17 protein-coding genes are annotated in these 18,051 nt (G+C 64.4%); 7 read left to right on the forward strand and 10 right to left on the reverse strand.

Annotated elements, in window-relative coordinates; translation table 11 throughout:
• Nucleotides 1-313 precede the first annotated feature (313 nt).
• From EKL94_RS02545 to EKL94_RS02560, 4 genes are read left to right on the forward strand one after another with little or no spacing between them, the layout of a single operon-like run.
• Nucleotides 314-1,219 carry a hydroxypyruvate isomerase family protein gene (locus tag EKL94_RS02545; RefSeq protein ID WP_126927853.1) on the forward strand — a complete coding sequence of 302 codons (906 nt, stop codon included), beginning with the start codon at nt 314-316 and terminating at the stop codon, nt 1,217-1,219.
• 27 nt (nt 1,220-1,246) lie between these two features.
• Nucleotides 1,247-2,932: a GMC oxidoreductase gene (locus EKL94_RS02550; RefSeq protein ID WP_126927854.1), complete on the forward strand. Its 1,686-nt coding sequence runs from the start codon at nt 1,247-1,249 to the stop codon at nt 2,930-2,932.
• Complete coding sequence (locus EKL94_RS02555) at nt 2,932-3,507, forward strand: gluconate 2-dehydrogenase subunit 3 family protein (RefSeq protein WP_126927855.1); 576 nt, start codon at nt 2,932-2,934, stop codon at nt 3,505-3,507. The genes EKL94_RS02550 and EKL94_RS02555 overlap by 1 nt, the downstream gene beginning before the upstream one ends.
• Nucleotides 3,507-4,265, forward strand: a complete 759-nt coding sequence (locus EKL94_RS02560; RefSeq protein ID WP_126927856.1) for a 3-keto-disaccharide hydrolase — start codon at nt 3,507-3,509, stop codon at nt 4,263-4,265. The genes EKL94_RS02555 and EKL94_RS02560 overlap by 1 nt, the downstream gene beginning before the upstream one ends.
• Nucleotides 4,266-4,295: 30 nt before the next feature.
• Here EKL94_RS02560 and EKL94_RS02565 read toward each other — a convergent pair whose 3' ends face one another.
• Genes EKL94_RS02565 through EKL94_RS02585 form a run of 5 tightly spaced genes read right to left on the reverse strand, consistent with a single transcriptional unit; the run spans nt 4,296 to nt 8,938 of the window.
• The gene (locus tag EKL94_RS02565; protein WP_126927932.1) at nt 4,296-4,574 is read right to left on the reverse strand and encodes a c-type cytochrome; all 279 of its coding nucleotides are present in this window, start codon (nt 4,572-4,574) and stop codon (nt 4,296-4,298) included.
• 46 nt (nt 4,575-4,620) lie between these two features.
• Nucleotides 4,621-5,484 carry a sugar phosphate isomerase/epimerase family protein gene (locus tag EKL94_RS02570; protein ID WP_126927857.1) on the reverse strand — a complete coding sequence of 288 codons (864 nt, stop codon included), beginning with the start codon at nt 5,482-5,484 and terminating at the stop codon, nt 4,621-4,623.
• Between the two features lie 19 nt (nt 5,485-5,503).
• A complete protein-coding gene (locus EKL94_RS02575; protein ID WP_126927858.1) occupies nt 5,504-6,628 on the reverse strand; it encodes a Gfo/Idh/MocA family protein in 1,125 nt (374 codons plus the stop codon).
• A gap of 12 nt (nt 6,629-6,640) precedes the next feature.
• Nucleotides 6,641-7,858 (reverse strand): nucleoside permease, encoded by a 1,218-nt coding sequence (locus EKL94_RS02580; protein ID WP_126927859.1) that lies wholly within the window; start codon nt 7,856-7,858, stop codon nt 6,641-6,643.
• 27 nt (nt 7,859-7,885) lie between these two features.
• Nucleotides 7,886-8,938 (reverse strand): sugar phosphate isomerase/epimerase family protein, encoded by a 1,053-nt coding sequence (locus EKL94_RS02585; RefSeq protein ID WP_126927860.1) that lies wholly within the window; start codon nt 8,936-8,938, stop codon nt 7,886-7,888.
• A gap of 95 nt (nt 8,939-9,033) precedes the next feature.
• Here EKL94_RS02585 and EKL94_RS02590 point away from each other — a divergent pair, with 95 nt between their 5' ends.
• Both EKL94_RS02590 and EKL94_RS02595 read left to right on the forward strand, forming a co-directional pair.
• Complete coding sequence (locus EKL94_RS02590; RefSeq protein ID WP_126927861.1) at nt 9,034-10,041, forward strand: LacI family DNA-binding transcriptional regulator; 1,008 nt, start codon at nt 9,034-9,036, stop codon at nt 10,039-10,041.
• A gap of 115 nt (nt 10,042-10,156) precedes the next feature.
• The gene (locus EKL94_RS02595; protein ID WP_126927862.1) at nt 10,157-11,209 is read left to right on the forward strand and encodes a sensor domain-containing diguanylate cyclase; all 1,053 of its coding nucleotides are present in this window, start codon (nt 10,157-10,159) and stop codon (nt 11,207-11,209) included.
• Here the strand turns inward: EKL94_RS02595 and EKL94_RS02600 are convergent.
• Nucleotides 11,197-12,093: a LysR family transcriptional regulator gene (locus tag EKL94_RS02600; protein WP_126927863.1), complete on the reverse strand. Its 897-nt coding sequence runs from the start codon at nt 12,091-12,093 to the stop codon at nt 11,197-11,199. The two genes, EKL94_RS02595 and EKL94_RS02600, sit on opposite strands and share 13 nt — an antisense overlap.
• Between EKL94_RS02600 and EKL94_RS02605 the strand changes: the two genes are divergently transcribed.
• A complete protein-coding gene (locus EKL94_RS02605; protein WP_260473364.1) occupies nt 12,079-13,053 on the forward strand; it encodes an isocitrate lyase/PEP mutase family protein in 975 nt (324 codons plus the stop codon). The genes EKL94_RS02600 and EKL94_RS02605 overlap by 15 nt on opposite strands.
• A gap of 15 nt (nt 13,054-13,068) precedes the next feature.
• Here the strand turns inward: EKL94_RS02605 and EKL94_RS02610 are convergent, their stop codons facing one another.
• Genes EKL94_RS02610 through nrdA form a run of 4 tightly spaced genes read right to left on the reverse strand, consistent with a single transcriptional unit; the run spans nt 13,069 to nt 17,698 of the window.
• Nucleotides 13,069-13,983 carry a LysR family transcriptional regulator ArgP gene (locus EKL94_RS02610; RefSeq protein ID WP_126927864.1) on the reverse strand — a complete coding sequence of 305 codons (915 nt, stop codon included), beginning with the start codon at nt 13,981-13,983 and terminating at the stop codon, nt 13,069-13,071.
• A 7-nt stretch (nt 13,984-13,990) separates the two neighbouring features.
• Entirely contained in the window at nt 13,991-14,269 is a 279-nt protein-coding gene (gene yfaE / locus EKL94_RS02615; RefSeq protein ID WP_221767974.1) for a class I ribonucleotide reductase maintenance protein YfaE, read from the reverse strand.
• 5 nt (nt 14,270-14,274) lie between these two features.
• On the reverse strand, nt 14,275-15,411 hold the full coding sequence (gene nrdB, locus EKL94_RS02620) for a class Ia ribonucleoside-diphosphate reductase subunit beta (RefSeq protein WP_126927866.1): 1,137 nt from the start codon (nt 15,409-15,411) through the stop codon (nt 14,275-14,277).
• 7 nt (nt 15,412-15,418) lie between these two features.
• Nucleotides 15,419-17,698: a class 1a ribonucleoside-diphosphate reductase subunit alpha gene (gene nrdA / locus EKL94_RS02625; RefSeq protein WP_126927867.1), complete on the reverse strand. Its 2,280-nt coding sequence runs from the start codon at nt 17,696-17,698 to the stop codon at nt 15,419-15,421.
• Between the last annotated feature and the right edge of the window lie 353 nt (nt 17,699-18,051).

Consider the following 18,051-nt stretch of genomic DNA (forward strand, 5'->3'; position numbering starts at 1 on the left):
TCGACCTGGTCGACCACTGACAACTTGAAGGCCAGCGAGTAATCCCGTTGGCTGCGCCTGATTGTTGATTTCATTGAACATTCCTTTTCCAGAGGGAAAAGGTGTCAACCCAATTCAGGACGGGTCACAGCAGAAAAGAAAGCCCCGCTCATGCGGGGCTTTTCTTTGTCCGCGATTTCTTCGGAGTTGTGCTTCGCAGCATCAGTTTTCGTGCACCGCGACTTGCAAACAGACAATTTCCTCCCCTATGGTGCAATCGATTGCATTGCTGTGAATCGTTGCGTTTGATACCGGTTGGGAGGCCGGAAGGTGGATGTCCATCCATTCGATCAGACCGGCTCCTTCGAGGGGGCTCACGCGGCGCGATGCGCTGCGCATCGCAGTTGCCGGCAGCATTGGCCTGGGGGCTGTGACGGCCGCGGGAGCGCTGCCCGCATTCGCCGCCACGGCGCCGCTCAAGGGCAACCTGAAGCATTCCGTCGCCCGCTGGACCTTCCCGCAGCTGTCCGTCGCCCAGCTTTGCGCGACGGTGAAGGACATCGGCTTCGCCGCAATCGACCTGGTCGGTCCGGAAGACTGGCCCACGCTGAAGGCGAATGGCGTCTACAGCTCGATGTGCAACGGCGCGGAGCTGGGCCTGACCAAGGGCTTTGCCGGCCGTGAGTTCCACGACCAGCTGGTGGAGCGCTACACGCGGCACATCGATCTGGTCGCCGATGCCGGTTACCGCAATCTCATCTGCTTCTCCGGCAACCGCAACGGCATGGATCCGCATGACGGCATGGCCAATGCCGAGGCTGGCCTCAAGCGCATCCTCGGGCATGCCGAGAAGCGCGGCGTGGTGCTGGTGATGGAGCTGCTGAACTCCAGGGTCGACCATCGAGACTACCTGTGCGACCACTCGGCCTGGGGCGTGGAGTTGTGCCAGCGGCTCGGCTCGGACAACTTCGGCCTGCTCTACGACATCTACCACATGCAGATCATGGAAGGCGACATCATCGCCACCATTGGAAAACACCACGCCTGCTTCAAGCATTACCACACCGCAGGCGTGCCTGGCCGGAACGAGATTGGAGACCAGCAGGAGCTCCACTATCCGGCCATCTGTCGCGCAATCCGCGACACCGGTTTCAAGGGGTATCTGGCGCAGGAGTTCACGCCTGCAGCGCCCGATCCCGTTGCCTCATTGCGCGAGGCGATCCGCCTCTGCGACGTCTGAAACGATATCCACCCAGGTGAGAAACCCATGGCAGATAATCACTACGACGCCATTGTTGTTGGCTCGGGAATCAGTGGCGGTTGGGCGGCGAAGGAGCTGACCGAGAAGGGCCTGAAGGTCCTGATGCTGGAACGTGGCCGCAACATCGAGCACGTCAAGGACTACGTCAACGCGATGAAGGAGGCGTGGGACTTCCCGCACCGCAACCGGCCAACGCAGGCGATGAAGGCCGACTTCCCGGTGCTGATGCGCGACTACGGGCTGGCTGAGAACCTGGAAGGGATGTGGGCCAACGAACAGGACTCGCCCTACATCGAGACCAAACGTTTCGACTGGTTCCGTGGCTACCACGTCGGCGGCCGCTCGCTGCTGTGGGGGCGGCAGAGTTATCGTTTCTCCGATCTGGATTTCGAGGCGAACCTCAAGGACGGTATCGCTGCCGACTGGCCGATCCGCTACGCCGACATCGCGCCGTGGTACGACTACGTGGAAAAGTTCGCCGGCATCGCCGGCACGCGCGAAGGACTGGACGTGCTGCCGGACGGCGAGTTCCTGCCGCCGATTCCCTTGAACATCGTCGAGAAGGATGTGGCCGCGCGGATCAAGAAGGCCTTCGGTGGAACGCGCCATATGATCCACTCGCGCACCGCCAACATCACCAAGCCGATGCCCGAGCAGGGGCGCGTCAATTGCCAGTACCGCAACAAGTGCATCCTGGGCTGTCCCTTCGGTGCCTACTTCTCGACCCAGGCGGCGACACTGCCAGCGGCGATGAAGACCGGCAACCTGACCTTGCGGCCGTTCTCGATCGTCAAGGAAGTGCTCTATGACAAGGATCGCAAGCGTGCGCGTGGGGTGGAGGTGATCGACGCTGAGACCGGGCAGACCTACCAGTACACCGCCAAGGTCATCTTCCTCAATGCGTCGTCGTTCAACTCGACGTGGCTGCTGATGAATTCGGCTACCGACGTCTGGGACGGCGGGCTGGGCTCTTCGTCGGGCGAGTTGGGGCACAACGTGATGGACCATCATTTCGGTGCGGGAGCCTCGGGCCGGGTCGAGGGCTACGAAGACAAGTACTACTTCGGCCGCCGTCCCTGCGGCTTCTACATTCCGCGGTTCCGCAACGTCGCGGCCGACAAGCGTGGCTACCTGCGCGGCTTCGGCTACCAGGGCGGTGCCAGCCGCACCGGCTGGTCGCGAGAGATCGCCGAGCTCAACATCGGTGCCGACCTGAAGGAGGCGCTGACCGTGCCGGGCGACTGGCGCATCGGCATGACCGGGTTCGGTGAAATGCTGCCGCACCACGACAATACGATCCGCCTGGACCGAGAGCGCAAGGACAAGTGGGGGCTGCCGGTGCTGGCGATGGACGTTGCCATGCGCGCCAACGAACTGGCGATGCGCAAGGACATGGCCGCCGATGCCGCCGAGATGCTGGAGGCGGCCGGCGTCAAGGACGTGAAGATGCATGACAACGATTACGCCCCGGGCAAGGGCATCCACGAAATGGGGACCGCGCGCATGGGACGTGATCGGAAGAGTTCGGTGCTGAACCAGCACAACCAGGTCTGGGATGCACCCAACGTCTATGTGACCGACGGGGCCTGCATGACCTCCAGCGCCTGCGTGAATCCTTCGTTGACCTACATGGCGCTGACCGCGCGCGCGGCCGACCACGCCGTGCGCGAACTGAAAGCGGGGAACCTCTGATGGATCGCCGCGAACTGTTGAAGATGATCGTCGCCGCCACCGGCGCGGCCATGGTCGGGTTGCCTGCGCTTGTGCAGGGGCAGGCACCGGCGGGCGCCACGAAGATCCATTTCTCCGATGCCGATGTCGGCACGCTGGACGAGATCGCCGAGACCATCCTGCCGCGGACCCGGACACCTGGCGCGAAGGATGCTGGCGCCGGCCTGTTCATGGCGACGTTCGTCAGCGACTGCTACACCGCCCGGCAGCAGGCGACGTTCCACGCCGGCCTGGCCGACATCGACAAACGTGCCGGTGGCCGGTTTGTATCGCTCACACCCGAAGCCCGCACCGGGTTGCTGCGAACGCTGGACGCCGAAGCCAAGGCACGCCATGCCGACGTGACCGAGACCGGCACACCGGAAGAGGGCGAGGCGATGCCGCATTACTTCACGATGATCAAGCAGTTGGCCATCTTCGGCTTCTTCACCTCCAAGGTCGGCGCAACAGGGGTGCTGCAGTACGTTGCGGTGCCGGGGCGCTACGACGGCGACTTGGCCTATGTCCTCGGTACGCCGGCGTGGGGGACCAGCTGATGGACGACACCCTGATGATCCGCTCTCTGTTGATTGCCACCGGCCTGCTGGCCGCAGTACCTGCGCTCGCGCAGAACGGTGCCGACGCCGCGCGCGATCCGAGGAAGACCGAGGTGTGGACGCCGGTGCCTGCGGTCGTGGCAACGCCCGTGGGCAAGGCGCCGTCCGACGCCATCGTGCTGTTCGATGGCAAGGATGTCTCCGCGTGGGAATCGGAGCAGGGCGGGCGCGTGCCCTGGAAGGTGGCCGATGGCGCGATGACCGTCGTTCCTGGCAGCAAGGGCATCCGCACCCGGCAACGCTTCTGCGATGTCCAGCTGCATGTCGAATGGCGTACCCCCACCGAAACGAAGGGCTTCGACGGCCAGAACCGGGGCAACAGCGGCATCTTCCTGCAGGAACTGTACGAGCTGCAGGTGCTCGACAGTTACAACAACCCGACCTATGCCAATGGCCAGGCGGGTTCGATCTACAAGCAGGCCATGCCACGGGTGAACGCCTCGCGCGCACCGGGCCAGTGGCAGGTCTACGACATCATCTGGAAGGCCCCGCGCTTCTCGCAGGGCGGCGGCCTGACGTCGCCCGCGCGCATCACCGTGCTGCATAACGGCGTGCTGGTACAGGACGACACCGTGCTGGCAGGCAGGACCGAGTACATCGGTGCGCCTTCGTACGCGCCGCATGCGTGCGCGCCGCTCTATCTGCAGGAGCATGACTCCAAGGTCAGCTACCGCAACATCTGGGTGCGCGAGCTGTAGCGGCCCACGGCCGGCGTGGTCGCCGGCCGCTTACTTCGCCAGATAGCTGGCGATGTCATCGATTTCCTGTTGCGACAGCTGCGGGAAGGGCGGCATCAAACCGCCGCCCTTCCTGATCTTGTCCTTGATCTGCGCGGGCTGCAGCCGCTTGCTGATGTCGGTGAGCGCAGGAAACGCGCCCGGCATGCCTGCGCGATCCGCGCCGTGGCAGGCCGTGCAGTTCGCGGTGTAGAGCTTCGCGCCGGCCGCAGGGTCGTCCTTGCACCAGGCCGTGTTCGCCAGCGTCGTGCCGCACAGAACCGCGGCCAGGGTGAAGCTCAGTTTCAAGCGAGTGTCCAAGCGAGGCTCCTTCGCATCAGCGCTGTGCGCGAGCAGGCTGGCTGACGGCCAGGTGTTCACGCAGGTAGTCCGCGCCGGTCTGGATGACCCTGGCCGGGTCGCGTGGCTGGTCGTGCTCGACGATGTACCACTGCACCTTGGCCGCCGCAGCGGCGGGCAGGATCGCGTTCCAGTCCAGTACGCCCTGGCCCACGGCGGCGAATCCGTCTTCGTCCTGGGCCTGGCCCTTCGGCGCATTGTCCTTGGCGTGCACCGCAAACACGCGGCCACGGAATTTTCCCAGCATCACCGCCGGGTCCAGGCCCGCGCGTGCAACCCAGGCCAGGTCCAGCTCGGTCTGCAGGTCGGGCCCCGCCGCTGCGAACAGCAGCTCCAGCCCGGTCTGACCGTCGAAGTCGGCCAGCTCGAAATCGTGGTTGTGATAGGCCAGGCGCATGCCCTTGCCGCGCACCTGCTTGGCGATGCGGCCCAGCTCCTTGCCCAATGCGGTCCAACCCGCGGCATCGGTTGGGCGGTCCTTCTGGTCCAGGTAAGGCACCACCAGCGTGCTGTTGTCGATCGACCGGTTGAACGTCACCACACCATCCAGGTTGCCCCGCAGCTCGGCCAGTGGCACGTGCGACGAAACCGCCTTGATCGAATACCGGTCCAGCAGCTGCTTGAGTTCGGTGGCGCTGGTGTTCTGCGTACCGACCGTTTCCACCGCACGGACGCCCGCGTCGTGGACGATCTTCAACTGCTGATCGAGCGAGCCTGCATTGCGCAGGGTGTACATCTGCACCGCGATCGGCTTCTGCGTGGTGGCGGCTTCGCTCGCGAAGGTGGGCAGGGCAGCAAGCAGCAGGATGAGACTTGCACTTCTACGGAAAAGAGCTTTCATCAACAGATCCTCCCGGAATTCAACCGATGGTGGTCCAGGCACGTGACCTGGCCGATGCAATGACACGATCGACGATCTGCGCCGAGCGCAGGCCGTCTTCGAAGGTCGGCAGGCCCTGCGGCCGCTCGCCTTCAATGGCGCGATAGGTGTCGGCGACAAACGCCTCGAAACACTGGGCGTAGCCCTGTGCATGCCCGGCCGGCAGCACGGAAAGGCGGCGTTGTTCGGCGCTGCCGGCACCGGGGCCGCGCACGAAGATCTCCTCGCGCTGGTCGGGCAGGCCGATCCAGAGTCGTTCGGCATCCTCCTGGTTGAAAGCCACGCTGGCGTTGGCGCCATCGATCTCGAACCAGAGGCGGTTGTGGCGTCCGGCCGAGACTTGGCTGACCGTCAATGACGCCAGCGTGCCGGCGCCGGTCCTGAACATCGCCGCGGCGACGTCTTCGCTGGTGACCGCCTGCATCGCGCCGGCGGCCGTTGGCGTGCTGAAGCTCTGCCCGCTGACGGCGCCACGTTCGGCGATTACCGTGGCGAACGCCGCGCTGACCTCGGCGAAGCGTTCGCCGCTGATCCATTCGACCAGGTCGCACCAGTGCGAACCGATGTCGGCGAACACGCGCGACGTGCCTCCCAGCGCGGGGTCCACGCGCCAGTTGTTGCTGGCCGGGTCCAGCAGCCAGTCCTGCAGGTAGCTGCCGTGGATCAGGTGCAACGGCCCCAGATCGCCCTGGGCGATGCGTGCACGCGCCTCGCGGACCACAGGGTGGTAGCGGTAGACGAAGGGCACCGTGGCAACCAATCCGGTCGATGCGGCCAGCGTCGCCAGCGCCTGCGCATCGTCCAGCGTCGTCGCCAGCGGCTTCTCGCAGATCACGTGCTTGCCGGCTTCCAGCGCGGCCTGTGCCATGGCGCGGTGCAGATGGTTGGGCGTGCACACGTGCACAACCTGTACCTGAGGATCGGCGATCACCTCCTCGATATCCCGATAGGCACGCGGGACATTCCAGGACTGCGCGGCCTCATGCGCGCGCTGCGCTGACGAGGCGGCTACGCCGCGTACCTCGGCACCCGCCAGCAGTGCCGCACGACGATGCACTGCACCGATCATGCCGGCGCCGACGATGGCGATTCCAAGCGTGGTCATCGACTGGGATCCTCAGGGTGTGGAGGCCGCGGCCGTGGCCGCCGGCCGGTCGCGGAACAGCAGCAGGAAGGCGATCAGCACCACCAGTGCAACGCCGGCCGGGAACAGCCAGATCTGCTGCCAGTCGGGGCCGGCCTCGGTGGTGAAGTGCTCCACCACCGCACCGGACAGGAAGGTGCCGATCAGCATGCCCACGCCGTAGGTAGCCAGGGTGATGAACCCCTGCGCGCTGCTGCGCGCGGCGGGGCCGGCATGCGCATCGGTGTAGATCTGGCCGGTGACGAAGAAGAAGTCGTAGCAGATGCCATGCAGCACGATGCCGATCACCAGCAGGGAGAAACCGCTGCCCGCATCGCCGAAGGCGAACATGGCGTAGCGCACCACCCAGGCGGCCATGCCGACCGCCAGCATGGTCTTCACTCCCAGCCGCACGAACAGGAACGGCATGGCCAGCATCAGCAGCACTTCGGAGACCTGGCCCAGGGACTGCAGGCCTGCTGCACCGCGCACACCCAGATCGTTGAGATACGGATTGGTGAAGTTGTAGTAGAACGACAGCGGGATGCAGATGGCGATGGAAGCCAGGAAGAACACCAGATAGGCGCGCGACTTCAGCAGCCGCAGTGAATCCAGCCCCAGGATCTGGCCGAGCCCGGCGTCGCGCTGCTGCGCCAGTGGCGGCGTGTGCGGCAGAGTGAACGCGTACAGGCCCAGCACCAGAGACGCCAGCGCCGCCATCCGGAACGTCAGTTCCAGCCGGTGTGCCTGTTCCCAGCCCAGCCAGCCGATCAGCACGCCGGCGATGATCCAGCCGATGCTGCCCGCCACCCTCACCAGCGGGAACTGTTTCTCGGGCGACTGCATGTGGCGCATCGCCACGCTGTTGGCCAGCGCCAGCGTCGGCATGAACAGCAGCATGTAGCCCATGACGCAGGCGGAGAACATGCTGAAGCTGGTGGCCGTGGACGCCAGCCACATCAGCACGGCACCGGCCAGATGCAGTACCGCAAGGATGCGCTGCGCCGCGAAGTAGCGATCGGCGATCAGCCCGACCAGGAACGGCGCCACGATCGCGCCGATCGACTGGCTGAGAAAGGCGGTGGCCACCTGGCTCGCGCTGGCCTGCAGCGGGCCCTGCACCAGATAGGTGCCCAGGGTGACGAACCACGCCCCCCAGATGAAGAACTGCAGAAACATCATCGCGCCCAAGCGCGACATGGCGTACGACATGGCTTGCCCTCCCGGGGCGGTAATGGCTCAGATTCCCAGCATGCGGTGCAGTGATGCGGCGTCGGTGCCACTGTCGGCAAAGTCGTCGAAGGCGCGTTCGGTCACGCGGATGATGTGGTCGCGGATGAAGGCGGCACCCTCGCGTGCGCCGTCTTCCGGGTGCTTCAGGCAGCATTCCCATTCCAGTACCGCCCATCCCGGGAAGTCGTACTGGGCGAACTTCGAGAAGATCGCCTTGAAGTCGATCTGGCCGTCACCGGGTGAACGGAACCGCCCCGGGCGATCGATCCAGTTCTGGTAGCCGCCGTAAACGCCGCTGCTGGCACTGGCGCGGTACTCCGCATCCTTCACATGGAAGGCGCCGATGCGCGCGTGGTAGCGGTCGATGAAACCCAGGTAGTCCATCTGCTGCAGCAGCAGATGGCTGGGGTCGTACAGGATCTTGGCGCGCGGGTGGTGATCGACCACATCGAGGAAGCGCTCGAAGGTCGCGCCATCGTGCAGGTCCTCACCCGGGTGGATCTCGAAGCACAGGTCCACGCCGCAGGCGTCGAACGCATCGAGGATGGGGCGCCAGCGGCGGCCGAGTTCGGCGAAGGCCTCCTCCACCAGTCCCGGTGGGCGTTGCGGCCACGGATAGAAGTAGGGCCAGGCCAATGCGCCGGAGAACGTGGCATGCGCGGTCAGCCCCAGGCGCTGGCTGGCTTTGGCAGCCAACACCAGCTGCTCCACTGCCCAGGCCTGGCGGGCGGCGGGATCGCCGCGCTTGTCCGCGGGTGCGAACCCGTCGAACAGGCTGTCGTAGGCCGGATGGACCGCGACCAGCTGCCCCTGCAGATGGGTGGACAGCTCGGTGATCTGCACGCCGTGCCCGGCCAGCACGCCGGCAATGTCGTCGCAGTACGCCTGGCTGCGCGCGGCCTCGGCCAGATCGAACAGGTGGGGCGCCGTGGTGGGGACTTGTACGCCAGAATAGCCCAGACCCGCGGCCCACCCGGCCAGCGTGTCCAGCCGATCAAAAGGAGCTGCGTCGCCGATGAACTGCGCCAGGAACAGCGCTGGACCCTTGAGCGTCTTCAACGTGATTCGCCCTCGATGCAATCGATTGCATTATCCTAGCAGGGGCTCACGCAGGACCTGTTGTGCAGTGCACAGCGGACAGGAGAACTAACGCCATGGCCACCATCTACGACATCGCAAAGCACGTCGGCGTCTCCGCAGGCACGGTGTCGCGGGCGCTTTCGCGGCCGGACAAAGTCCTGCCAGCCACCCGCGCGCGCATCGAGCAGGCTGCCGCCGCGCTGGGCTATGTACCCAACACGGTGGCCCGCACGCTCAAGACCCAGCGCAGCGGCAAGATCCTGGTCACCGTCCCGGACATCGCCAATCCGTTCTTCGCGCAGATCCTGCAGGGGGCGGAGGACGCCGCGCAGGCCGTTGGCTACGCAGTGCTGCTGGGCGATACCCAGCATCAACCGGATCGCGAGGAGCGTTATGCGCAGATGCTCCGGCGCAACGAGGCCGACGGCATGATCGTGCTGGGGCATCGCCTGCCACCCACGGCGCGCGAGATCGTCCAGCAGCGCGGTGCCGCCGCGCCGGTGGTCAACGGCTGCGAGTTCGATCCCGCACTGGGCATTCCCAGCGTCCATATCGATAACGCCGCGGCCGCGAGGGCGGTCATGGAACATCTGTATGGGCTGGGACACGAGCGGATTGCCGTGGTCGGCGGACCGCCGGACAATCCACTACACCAGCAACGGCTGGAAGGGGTGCGGGCGGCCGGCAAGGTGCGTGGACGCCTGCGCCAGCTGAACATCGTGCCGGGGGATTTTTCGGTGGAATCCGGCCATGCGGCTGCCATGGCGCTGCTGGACGGCACATCCGCACCAACGGCGATCTTCTGCTTCAGCGACCAGATGGCGCTGGGCACCCTGGCGGCCTGCCGGGAGCTGGGCATCCGCGTGCCGGAGGACCTGTCCATTGTCGGCTTTGACGACCTGGCCTCCTCGCGCTACCTCACCCCGCCGCTGACGACGATCAGGCAGCCGATGCGGGAGATTGGTGAGCGCGCGGTCAACCTGCTGCTTGCCATCATCGAACACGTGGACGTGCCGCTGCAGCAGACGCTGGATTTCAGCCTGATGCTGCGGGGTTCAACGGCGCCACCCAGGCGCGCGTGAGGCAGGGGGGCCGCCGTGAGTCCTTGATCCCGAATTGACGCAGAGCTGTCAGACTCACGGCAGGCAGCCCGGCAAGGGCCTTGGTGGCAGCTGCGATCGCTCAAGGGGGTCGGCAATGCCGTTCTTGACGGACTCGACCGAGGTCTCGGTCGAAGGCATCGGCGCGGCACGGCGCATCGGCTGGATGCGTTTCGTGGGCAACGGGTTGGGGGCGATCCCCATTGCTTCGATCATGCTCGAACGCCAGGACGGTGCGCTGGCGTGGGTCCTGCTGCTGCTCAATGCGCTGGCCTGGCCGGCGCTCGCGCTGGTGCTGACCCATCGCTCACGGCAGCCCGCGGTGGTCCAGTTCCGCTGCATGGTGGTTGATTCCTTCTTTGGCGGCGCCTGGATCGCCTTCATGGGGCTCAGCGTGGTGCCCAGTGCGTTGTTCGCTGCGCTGCTGGTCGCCGACAAGATCGCCGCCGGCGGGGTGAAGCTGGCGGTACGGGCCACACTGGCACTGGTGGTGGGGTTCGCGCTCACCTGGTGGGTGCTCGGGTTTCCCTATCAGCCGGTGTCATCGCAGCGCACGATCGTGCTCAGCGTGCCGTTCCTGTTCGTCTACGGCATCGGCCTCAGCATCCTCAGCTGGCAGCTGGCGCGGCGGGTGAAATCGCAGAACCGCCAGTTGAAGCGGCTGAGCCGGATGGACCCGCTGGTGGAGCTGGCCAACCGCGGCTTCCTGATCGTCCGCGCGCAGCAGGCACTGGACAAGGCGCAGAGGCAGGGTGGTTTCGCCTGCCTGCTGATGCTTGATGTGGATGACTTCAAGCGCATCAATGACTCGCATGGTCATCGCGCCGGAGACGAAGTGCTGCGCCATATCGCCTCCACCTTGCGCGCCTTCGCCCGGCCCGGCGATACCCCTGCGCGGCTGGGAGGTGACGAGTTCGTCGTGCTGCTGCACGACTGTGCGCCCATCGATGCGATGCATGTGGCAGAGCGGGTTCGCCTGCACCTTCTGGAAGCAGCACGGCAGGCAACGCCGGGCATCGAGTTCAGCGTCAGCATCGGCATCGCGGCGACGCCGCGCGGTGGCAGTGTCGAGGACTGGCTGGCATTGGCCGACCGCGCGCTCTACCACGCCAAGCGCCAGGGCAAGAACAACGCCAGCTATGGCGAATGAGGTGCTGCCACGTCTCTGGCGCAGGCCAGCAGCTGGGCGGCCGTTGCCGGAGGCTCGCAGCGCACCGCCAACTGCAGCGTGGTGGTCGGCATGCCCAGTTCCAGCGCAACAAAGGCCAGGCCGCTCCGGTGCATGCTCTGCATCGACGCCGGCACGATGGCGATACCCAGGCCGGCGGCGGCAAGGTTGATGGCTGAAGCCACCTGCGGCGCTTCCTGCTGGATGGCCGGAGTGAACCTCTGGCTGCGGCAGGCGGCGACCACGTCTGCACTCAGGCCCTGGCCCGATTTCCGCGAGAACAGGATGAAACGCTCATCGCGCAGCTCGACCAGCGCGATGCTCGCCCGGCATGCCAACGGGTGATCGGCTGGCAGCACTGCCACCAGCGGCTCGGCACTGAGTTGCTGTGTCACCCGTTCACCGGCATCGGAAAACGGCGGGCGCACGATCACTGCATCGAGCTCGCCGTCATCCAGGCGCCGGACCAGGGATTCACTGCCATCTTCGACCAGCTGCACCTGTACTGCCGGATGCGTCCGCTGGAAGCTGCGCATCAGCGCGGTGACCGCTTCGTTGTAGGTCGCTGATTCGGTCAACCCCAACGTCAACGTGCCGACCTCGCCGCGTGCGGCGCGCAATGCCTCTTCCTTGGCCTGGTCAACGCGCGCGAGGATGTCTTCCGCCGCTTTCCAGAACACCCGCCCGGCATCGCTGAGCACGATGCCGCGTCCCTGGCGATGGAACAACGGCGTTCCGATCTCTTCCTCCAGTGCACGGATCTGCTGCCCCAGCGGCGGCTGGGCGATGTGCAGGGCCTCGGCGGCTTTGGTGAAGCTCTGCAGCTGGGCGGTCATGACGAAGTAGCGCAGGTGGCGCAGTTCCATTGGAACCTCGGACGTTCTGATGCTGTACGAACACGGTATTGGACGGTCGCCGGTGGCGACAACATCATCGGTATCCCACGCCAAATGTCCATCTGCAAGGGAGACCACATGAAGAAAACACGCCAGCTGCGTAACCTGCTCGGGCACGGCCGCAGCGTGATCGCACCGGGGGTCTTCGACGGCCTGTCGGCCCGCCTGGTGGAGCTGGCCGGGTTCGAGGCGGTGTATGCCAGTGGCGGCGCTATCGCGCGTTCGGCCGGCGTGCCCGACATCGGGCTGCTCGGATTCACCGAAGTACTGGCGCAGATCGAGAAGATCGTCGATGCCTGCGACCTGCCGGTGATCGCCGACGCCGACACCGGCTTCGGCGGCACCGCCAACGTGGAGCGTACGGTACGTGCATTCGAGCGAGCAGGCGTCGCCGCGCTGCATATCGAGGACCAGACGTTCCCCAAACGCTGCGGGCACCTGGATGACAAGGCGCTGGTCGACGCAGCCGAGATGTGCACGAAGATCCGGGTCGCCTGCCAGGCGCGGCACGATCCGGAGCTGATGATCATTGCGCGCACCGATGCCATCGCCTGCGAGGGCCTGGACGCGGCCATCGGACGGGCGCAGGCCTATGTGGAGGCGGGCGCGGACATGATCTTCGTCGAGGCACCGGAAACCCTGGAACAGATCGAGGCGATCTCGCAACGGGTGCCCGGGCCGAAGCTGATCAACATGTTCCATAGTGGCAAGACGCCGCTGGTGCCAGTGGAACGGCTGGCCGAACTCGATTACCGGTTGGTGATCATCCCTTCGGACCTGCAACGGGCCGCGATCCGGGCCATGCAGCGCACGCTGCAGGAGATCGCCGCGAGCGGGGACAGCGGACGTATTGCCGGCGAGCTGGCCAGCTTCGGCGAACGCGAGACGATCGTGCGCACGACACGGTACCTGGCGCTGGACCGGGTGTGATCGCGCCGGCGCCGCTCATGCAGGCTCGGGACTGCCAGCGCCGTTGGCACGGTGGGCGGCCTCGGCGAAAGTGCGGCTGATGATCTGTAGCGTGGACGAACGGACGGCGGAGTGCTGCCAGTACAGCGGAACGGCCAATGTGCGGACCGGATCGAGCGCCACGAGGGACCGGTCAGCCAGTGCCGCGTCGACCTGTGCGACCGGCGCGATGCTCCAACCCAGGCCCGACCGCACCGCATCGAGGATGTCGGTGCAGGCGGGAAGATGATGGGCTGGTGGGCTGATCCTGGCCCGGGTGATCTGCCTGAGAAACATCCAGGGCAGTTCATCGCGTCGGTTGAAGATCAGCATGGGCGCACGCGCAAGGCCTCGCGCATCGATCCCTTCGGGGAAGTAGCGCTGCGCGAACGTTGGCGAGGCGATGGGGCGATAGCGCAGGGTTCCCAGTGAAAGCACATTGCAGCCTTTCAATGGCCGGGCCTGTGAAGTGACCGCACCCAGGACCGTGCCTTCGCGCAGCATCGCCAGCGTGCCGTCGGCGTCTCCGACGCGGATGTCGAATATATACCCGTGCTGTTGATGGAGTGTCGCCAGTGCATTCATCACCCAGCTCTGCAGTGAGTCCCGGTCCACTGCGACGGTGACCGCCAGTGGCAGGAGGGACGAGGTGCGCTCGGCATTCAGATCAGCCAGAGCTTCCGCCTGCAGTACTTTCATCGGTTGCAGGCGCAACAGTAGCTTTTCACCCGCAGGTGTCGGCAGGCAGGGGGTCTGGCGGACAAGTAACACCTGCCCCAGCCGATCTTCCAGTGCCTTCACCCGCTGCGAAAGCGCGGAGGCGGTGAGCGAAAGCCGGCGGCCGGCGGCCTCGAAGCTGCCTTCTTCGAGGACCGTGGCGAATGCCGCAAGTTGTGGGTGAATGAGATCCATGAACGGCTCAGCGTTGCGGGAACAAGGTGCCACCGCGGTCGGGGCAGCGACTGCAGTCGACAATGATCGATTCTCCAACGCTGCAGCAGCATGGGAGAAGTTCGGAAGGGCCAAGCATCGCCAGCGGTGGCCTGGTGTAGGTGACGACGCCGGCGACCACCTGCAGCCTGCATGCACCGCAGAAACCACTGCGGCATTGGTACTCGACGTGGTGCCCGGTGCGTTCCAGACCTTCGAGCAGGGTTTCGCCTTGTTCAAGGCAGAACACCGTGTCGCGGGTAGCCACGAAGATCACAATTCGATCCCCGCGAAGTCCTCCTTGGCCACTTCCGCATCAATCTGGCCAACCAGATAGGAGCTGAGCTGGACCTCCTGCGGGGCTACCTGCACTGTGTCGGAGGCCAGCCAGGTGTTGATCCACGGCAATGGATTGCTGCGTATCGTGCCGAAGGAAGGCGCCAGCCCGATCGCTTTCATTCGCACATCGGTGATGTATTCCACGTACTGGCCGAGAATCTCCTGATTGAGGCCGATCATCGAACCATCCTTGAACAGATACTCGGCCCAGGCCTTCTCCTGCTGGGCCGCTCGGTGGAACATTGTCCGGCACTCCGGCTCGCATTCGGCGGCGATTGCGGCGAAGTCGGAATCATCTTGCCCGGTCCGCATCAGGTTTAGCATGTGCTGGGTACCGGTCAGGTGCAGGGCCTCGTCACGCGCGATAAGGCGGATGATCTTGGCGTTTCCTTCCATCAGCCGACGTTCGGCGAAGGCGAATGCACAGGCGAAACTGACATAGAACCGGATCGCCTCCAGGATGTTGACGCTCATCAGGCACAGGTAGAGCTTCTTCTTCAGGTCGTGCAGATCGATCTGCACGCTTTCACCATCAATGACGTGCAGGCCGGGGCCCAGCTTTGAGTACAACAGGGAAGACTGGATCAGGTCGTCGTAGTAGCGCGCGATGTCGCTGGCTCTCATGCGGATCTCGACGTTGTCGACGATGTCATCGAAGATCGGCGAAGGATCGGGAACGACATTCCGCAGAATGTGCGTATATGAGCGCGAATGAATGGTCTCCGAGAATGCCCAGGTCTCGATCCACGTCTCCAGCTCGGGCAACGAGACCAGCGGCAGAAGGGCCACATTGGGGCTGCGCCCCTGGATGGAGTCGAGCAGGGTCTGGTACTTCAGGTTGCTGATGAAGATGTGCTGCTCATGTGCCGGCAAGCGCTGGAAGTCGATGCGATCCTGGGACACATCGACTTCTTCGGGACGCCAGAAGAAGGACAGCTGCTTTTCGATAAGGTGCTCGAAGATCGGGTGCTTCTGCTGGTCAAAGCGTGCCACGTTCACCGGCTGACCGAAGAACATCGGCTCATGCAGTGCATCGTTGCGGGTGGTGGGAAAGATGCTGTAGGGGGACATAGGGGCCTCAGATCGCGCAGGCGCCACTGGCGCAAGCGTCCTCGGTGACGGCGGTCGATGCATCGTCGGCGCCATCGCGGGTGTTGTGGTAGTACAGGGTCTTGATGCCGAGACGGTATGCAATCAGGAGATCCTTCAGAAGTTGCTTCATCGGAACCTTGCCACCGGCGAAGCGACCCGGGTCGTAGTTGGTGTTGGAAGAGATCGCCTGGTCGACGAACTTCTGCATGACGCCAACCAGTTGCAGGTAGCCTTCATTGCCCGGCATCTGCCACAACAGCTCGTACTGGCTCCGTAGCGCCTGCAGTTCCGGCACCACCTGCTTGAGCACGCCATCCTTCGATTGCTTGACCGATACGAGGCCGCGGGGCGGTTCGATGCCATTGGTTGCGTTGGCGATCTGGCTGGAAGTCTCAGATGGCATCAAGGCGGTCAACGTCGAGTTGCGCAGGCCATGGCGGGCGATGTCGGTACGCAGCCCTTCCCAGTCCAGATGCAGGGGCTCGGCACAGACTGCGTCGACATCGCGCTTGTAGGTGTCGATCGGCAGCTCGCCTGTTGCATAGCGGGTATCGGCAAAAGCATCGCAGGCGCCCTGTTCGCGCGCCAGTTCCATGGAGGCCTGCAGAAGATGGAACTGAATTGCTTCGAAGGTCTGATGGGTCAGTGCCAGTGCGGAACCATCGGAATAGCGCACACCATTGCGGGCAAGGTAGTACGCATAGTTGATTACGCCTACGCCCAGGGAGCGACGGGCCAGTGTGGCATCGCGCGCCACCTGCACCGGATACTGCTGGTAATCCAGTAGTGCATCGAGTGCGCGCACCACCAGCCGTGACAGCGATGCGAGCTCGGCAAGGTCGTCGATGGCGCCGAGGTTGAAGGCCGACAGCGTGCACAGGGCAATCTCGCCCTCCTTGCCGTTGATGTCGTTCATCGGCGAGGTGGGCAGGGTGATTTCCATGCACAGATTGGACTGCCGGATCGGCGCGCGCGAGGGGTCGAACGCACCGTGCTGGTTGCAGTGGTCTACATTCTGGATGTAGATGCGTCCTGTACTTGCGCGCTCCTGCATCAGCAGTGAGAACAGCTCCACGGCCGGAAGCGCTCGCTTGCGGATTGCCGGATCGGCCTCATGGCGGAGATAGAGCGCCTCGAAGGCCACCTGGTCGGTGAAGAAGGCGTCATACAATTCTGGAACATCGTGCGGCGAGAACAATGTAATGTCGCGGCCTTCGATCAGACGCTGGTACATCAGCCTGTTGATCTGGATGCCGTAGTCGAGATGGCGGATGCGGTTCTCTTCGACGCCACGGTTGTTCTTGAGCACCAGCAACGATTCTGCCTCCAGGTGCCACAGCGGGTAGAACAGGGTGGCGGCGCCACCGCGGACACCTCCCTGCGAGCAGGATTTCACTGCGGCTTGGAACATCTTGAAGAACGGTATGCAGCCCGTGTGCTGGGCAGCACCTCTGCGGATTGCGCTGCCCAGTGCCCGGATGCGGCCTGCGTTGATGCCAATGCCTGCCCGTTGCGAGACATAGCGGACGATCGCACTGGTCGTCGCGTTGATGCTGTCGAGGCTGTCGTCGCACTCGATCAGGACGCAGGAGCTGAACTGGCGCAGCGGTGTACGCACGCCGGACATGATTGGTGTCGGCAGGGAGATCTTGAATAGTGAGGTAGCGTCGTAGAACGCTTTCACATAGTCCAGCCGCTGCGCACGCGGGTAGCGCGAGAACAGGCACATCGAGACCAGCATGTAGAGAAACTGTGGTGTTTCGTAGACACGCCGATCGACGCGGTTCTGGACCAGATACTTGCCTTCCATCTGCTTGACCGCTGCATAGGCCAATTGCAGATCGCGCGAGTGATCGAGTTGCGCATTCAGAACCTCCAGCTCATTTTCATCGTAGTCGGTGAGGACGTGACGGTCATAGAGCCCCATTCCGGTGAGCCGGCGCAGGTGGTCGGCCAGTCGCGGAGGTTCGAAGCGGCCGTAGCAGATCTTGCGCAGGTGGAGGATGGACAGGCGTGCTGCAAGGTACTGGTAGTCCGGAGTGTGCTCGCTGATCAGGTCGGCGGCAGCCTTGATCAGGGTTTCATGGATCGTATCGGTGCGGATGCCGTCGAAGAACTGGAGTCGGGAGGCCAGCTCGACCTGCGAGACCGACACGTTTTCCAGCCCTCGTGCTGCCCACTGGATGACCTTGTGGACCTTGTCCAGATCCAGTACTTCGCTTCGGCCGTCGCGCTTGATGACCTTCATCTCATCCCTGTTCTGCATTGCTTCTCCTGGACGCTGCTGCCTCGCCGCAAGCCCTTCCGGGTGCGCTGCTCTGGCTGGAGTGCTGGACAATATATAGTGGTTTTTCTTTGGTCAAGCACAATATGTTGTGTTTTTCATTGAGGCAAAGAGTGTCGCGCTCTGCGCCTCCTATGCCGCGCAGGGTGTCGCCGAGCAGCAGCCCTTGCTGCTGTTGGGTTTCCGCGGGTGTGCCGGCCTGGCCGAAGCGCGGGCAGGCCTTAAGAAAAAAGACGGGCGCCGCAGAATTCCTTTGGGATGTCTCTGCACGCCGCACGGCATTGCCGCGGAGGCACGGGGAATCCGTCGATGTCCGATGGTCGGAAGCATCCAAC

This window comes from Stenotrophomonas maltophilia, assembly GCF_003970865.1.
In the GTDB taxonomy this organism is placed as follows: domain Bacteria; phylum Pseudomonadota; class Gammaproteobacteria; order Xanthomonadales; family Xanthomonadaceae; genus Stenotrophomonas; species Stenotrophomonas maltophilia_AR.

Excerpts from the sequence above, each read along its gene's own strand:
- EKL94_RS02575 (WP_126927858.1), bottom strand. The coding sequence starts at position 6,628 with ATGACCACGCTTGGAATCGCCATCGTCGGCGCCGGCATGATCGGTGCA.
- nrdB (WP_126927866.1), bottom strand. The coding sequence starts at position 15,411 with ATGTCCCCCTACAGCATCTTTCCCACCACCCGCAACGATGCACTGCAT.
- EKL94_RS02610 (WP_126927864.1), bottom strand. The coding sequence starts at position 13,983 with ATGGATCTCATTCACCCACAACTTGCGGCATTCGCCACGGTCCTCGAA.
- EKL94_RS02600 (WP_126927863.1), bottom strand. The coding sequence starts at position 12,093 with ATGGAACTGCGCCACCTGCGCTACTTCGTCATGACCGCCCAGCTGCAG.
- EKL94_RS02595 (WP_126927862.1), top strand. The coding sequence starts at position 10,157 with ATGCCGTTCTTGACGGACTCGACCGAGGTCTCGGTCGAAGGCATCGGC.
- EKL94_RS02590 (WP_126927861.1), top strand. The coding sequence starts at position 9,034 with ATGGCCACCATCTACGACATCGCAAAGCACGTCGGCGTCTCCGCAGGC.
- EKL94_RS02550 (WP_126927854.1), top strand. The coding sequence starts at position 1,247 with ATGGCAGATAATCACTACGACGCCATTGTTGTTGGCTCGGGAATCAGT.
- nrdA (WP_126927867.1), bottom strand. The coding sequence starts at position 17,698 with ATGCAGAACAGGGATGAGATGAAGGTCATCAAGCGCGACGGCCGAAGC.
- EKL94_RS02545 (WP_126927853.1), top strand. The coding sequence starts at position 314 with ATGTCCATCCATTCGATCAGACCGGCTCCTTCGAGGGGGCTCACGCGG.
- EKL94_RS02555 (WP_126927855.1), top strand. The coding sequence starts at position 2,932 with ATGGATCGCCGCGAACTGTTGAAGATGATCGTCGCCGCCACCGGCGCG.
- EKL94_RS02570 (WP_126927857.1), bottom strand. The coding sequence starts at position 5,484 with ATGAAAGCTCTTTTCCGTAGAAGTGCAAGTCTCATCCTGCTGCTTGCT.
- EKL94_RS02580 (WP_126927859.1), bottom strand. The coding sequence starts at position 7,858 with ATGTCGTACGCCATGTCGCGCTTGGGCGCGATGATGTTTCTGCAGTTC.
- EKL94_RS02560 (WP_126927856.1), top strand. The coding sequence starts at position 3,507 with ATGGACGACACCCTGATGATCCGCTCTCTGTTGATTGCCACCGGCCTG.